General features: G+C 55.9%; 2 protein-coding genes. Both read left to right on the top strand.

Translation table 11 applies throughout. The features are described from left to right. The first annotated feature begins 315 nt into the window (after nt 1–315). Nucleotides 316–600 (top strand): pyrophosphorylase, encoded by a 285-nt coding sequence (locus HMPREF2879_RS01950; RefSeq protein WP_005507345.1) that lies wholly within the window; start codon nt 316–318, stop codon nt 598–600. Nucleotides 601–779: 179 nt separating this feature from the next. Further along, nucleotides 780–4014, top strand: a 3235-nt coding sequence (locus tag HMPREF2879_RS01955; RefSeq protein ID WP_141753020.1) for a DUF6531 domain-containing protein, incomplete at its 3' end; no start/stop codon positions are given.

Raw genomic sequence — 4014 nt, forward strand, 5'->3', positions numbered from 1 at the left:
ATGAAAGTCCTCATTTCGTATGTGGTTGGTGAATCTATCGATAGGGTGCCACCCCGAGCGGGTTGGCATTTCCTAAGGATACCGTAGCGGGAGAAAACCCTTGATGAGAGCTTGATGGGAGTAGATAAATGTATATGCACGCACTGATGTGCAATGTCTACTATGAGAAATTTTTCTCACAATAGGGTGCAGGGGATGCGCTTTGCCGCGAAATAGTGTAATGTTCGAAGTGGTGCAAAGCACTAACGGTGCGTATTTGATATTCGCGTATCTAATGCACATCTTCCGGCAACTCAACGACGAAAGAGGAACATCGTGTCCGATCGCGTACTCTCATCGCAGGCAGCCAAGGATGCCATTACTGCTCTCCAGAACATCATCAATGGCGGTCTGCAGAACGAAATCAACAACCTCAACCAGCAGGGTAACCAGCTGAAGGACCCCAACAACTGGGACGGCCCCCTGGCTGAGCGTTTCCGCAATGACACCTGGCCCGGCGTAGAAAACACCCTGCGTAACCTGACTCAGGAACTGACTGACCTGCGCGAGCAGCTCAACCAGATTTCTACCGATATCTTCCAGGCAGGTGGCGGCTCCTAAGCCTTCCCTGGTAAACGCCGTTTACCGCCCCGCTCCCCGGCTACGGGGCGGTGAGCGGTAGGCGGCGTTTTCTGTTATTCGGCTTCAACGCACGTCGTATCTAGGCGCAGTAAATGTGCTTGCTAGGACGTGTTTAATCACCACACTTCCGTACTAACCACACCGAAAGACAACAGAGCATGAATCTGAATACTGAAAAAGTCAAGTACGATGATGCTACGTCGGATGCCCTTGCCAATGCCTGCCGCACCGTTGCGCAGAATATTGATAATGCATTACCCTCCCTCAAGAGCTCGCTGACAACAGCTTTGGAGGACTTTAAAGGTCACTACGCTGATGTTGCGGCGGCAAATATTGATACCACCATTAGCGATGGTCGTGATATCGCCAGCATCTTCCGTCAACTGGCTGATGTGGTGGACCGCCTCAAAGAGTCAGCTCATAAGGAAAATGAGAACCGCGACCTTATGTACCACTATGAGCATGACTTGGGTGGTATCCGCAAATGGTGGGTTGAAACGTTCGGAGGTGAACCGCCTAAGCCGACATCGTATAAGCCGGATACCTCGATTGACACCACATCGCTAGGTCATCGTGAGAGCACTGAGACCCGCTCAGGGAGTATGACTGTTTCTTCAGCGCGCCCTTCGACCGTGCGCTCTCTCTCTAATACTTTGGCGAACCTTGGTACTAGCCTTGATGCTGAGCCTGGCAAGCTGCGTAACCTTTCCACAGAGTTTATGGTTAAGTGCCAGTGGGGCTCCGTCGATGCTGAAAATCTCATCAGCACGTTTGAAGCATGGAATAAGTCGAACGCCAACGATAAGACCTGGCTGGGTATCGTAGCCGATACTTTTGAAAAGTACGGTAGCTCGAGCCAGGTTATTACCGTTGCCAATTCGACTCTGGAAGGTGCAATCAGCGCAGCTGGTGTTAGTACTGAGCGCCACGATTTGGAAGTTCCAACGCCGGCTGTAGTAGGAATGTCCACCACAAGCGGTTATGTGAATGACCCCGTGAACGTTGCAACCGGTAACTTCATTGAAGAAGAGACCGATATGGCGTTCTCCGGCGTGGTTTCTGCTTGCTCTGTAACTCGCATGTACAACAGTGTGGCTGTCTTCGGTCAGCATGCTGTATCCGGTGTGTTCGGTGCTGGTTGGTCCTCGAATATTGAGAGCCGTGTGCAGCTGAACGATGAGAATGCTATCTGGACGATGGCTGACGGTCGTGAGGTTACTTTCGACCGAATGATTCGTGAGGACGGCACCCACGGTTACGCTCGTGCTCCGCGTGAAGCGTGGTGGCTTGAAGAACTGCCCCTTACCCAGCTGATGGGTGAAGAGGGTTCTATTGCTGACCCCTCCCTGCGCTATATTTTGCATGCTACGGGCTATGACGCCTCGTCTCTGCTGCGTATCTCCGACAACGCTGGAACTCAGCACATTTTTAACCTCACCGGTGTTTACCTGGGTATGAGCGCTGGAGCAGGTACTGCTGTCGCGTACCTGCGTGATGAGGACGGCCGTGTTGGCACTATCGTGCATCAGCGCGGTGCACGTATCAACGTGGAGTACACCGAAGGTGGTCTTGTCGGTGCTATTCACTCTTCACGTGGCCAGTCTGTGCGTTACGAGTACGTCACCCTTGATGGTCGTACCCACCTGTGCGCTGTGCACGGTGATGCCGGTACCCGCCGTTATGAACATGACGCTGCCGGTCTGATTCACCGCGTGGTGGCTAGCACCGGCACTGTTGAGGTGACGAACTACTACGACCCTGCTGGCCGCATTACCGAGCAGGATACCGAATACGGTCGTCGTGTTCGCTACCGCTACCTGCCGAACGGCATTACTGACGTTTCGAACGAAGACGCCTCCTACACGAACCTGTGGGTTAGTGACCAGTACGCACGCCTGACCGCTATTGTTGACGCGGAAGGTGGGCGTGCTAGCTATGCCTACGATGACTTTGGTAACCGTGTGAGCGTGGTGGACCGCGATGGTTCCCGCATCACTCGCTACAGCGATGAGCGTGGCCGTATTATTCGTGAGGTCACCGATGAGGGTGCTGAAACCCTCTTCGCCTATGACGAGCATGACCGCGTAGTTTCTATGACGGTGAGTGCTATTGAGACGGACCCGCGCGCTCGCCGTGCCGCCCGTCTGGCTCGTCGTGCCCGCCTGGAGGCTGAGGCTCAGGGCCGCACCCTCGATGAGACTACTTCGGGGCAGGAGTCTGCCCAGAACCCTGCCGTAAGCCCGATGACTACGGTGACTTACGAGTACGCGAACGATTTTGAGCGTAACCCCTCTTCCATGACTGACGGCAACGGTCATGTGACCCGTTTTGAGTGGTCTGATGGCTTGCTGCAGCGCGTGGTGAGCCCTGAGGGCGTTACCGTCTCCTTTGAGTATGACGAGTGTGGTCTGCTGACCGGTATTCGTAACGCTGAGCAGCAGCTGACCCGTTGCGAGTACTCTGCTGCAGGGCACCTGGTGAAGGTCGTTTCCGCCCTTGGGCTGGAGACTGAGTTCACCTATGATTCTGCCGGTCACATGGTGTGCCGTCAGGACCCGGATGGTTCCCGCTGGCGTTTTGAGTACGCTGCTGGCGGTCGCCTGGTGGCATCAGTGGATCCCGCTGGTGCCCGTACCGAGTACGAGTACGGTCCGAGCGGTGACATTGTTGCCGTGGTCGACCCGCTGGGCCGCCGTATGGAGCGTTCCTTTGATACGAACGGCAATATTGACCGCATTACCCTGCCGGGTGGCGCGCAGTTCAACTACGCCTACGATGGTTTGATGCGCCTGGTCCGCACCATTGACCCCGCCGGTGGCGTGTGGACTCGCGAGTATGATGCCGCAAGCACCCTGACCGCGTTGATTGACCCGACCGGCGTGAGTGTACGTACTTCCGTCGATTCCTCGCGCAAGACCTTCACCACTAACGATGGTGTTGACCGCGTGCGTATCTCGTGTGACCACCTGGGCCGCCCGGTACGCAGCGAGGTTCTCTCTGAGGATTCTGGCCCGCAGGTTAGTGCAGATGCTGACGACCCGACTGTCTCTACGATGGTTTATGACGGCGCGGGTAACCCCGTGCAGGTACTGGACGCTGAGGGCGGTCTGAGCCGCTACGAGTACAACGGCTCGAACCAGATGGTGCGCATGATTTCCCCCGCGGGTCGTGTGACCGAGTACAGCTACGATGTGTGCGGTCGACTGGCTGCAACCTATGAGGCTGCCGGTACTCCTGAGCAGTCTGTGACTCGCTACGAGTACGACGCTGATTCCCGTCTGATTCGCCAGGTGTACGGTGACGGCTCTGAGGCGCGCGTTCGCTATGATGCATGCGGTCGTGTGCTGTCCATTACCGGTTCCGGTGTGGCTTCTCCGGGGTTCTACACCTGGG

Origin of the sequence: Rothia sp. HMSC069C04 (assembly GCF_001812895.1) — a bacterium.
Taxonomy (GTDB): Bacteria; Actinomycetota; Actinomycetes; order Actinomycetales; family Micrococcaceae; genus Rothia.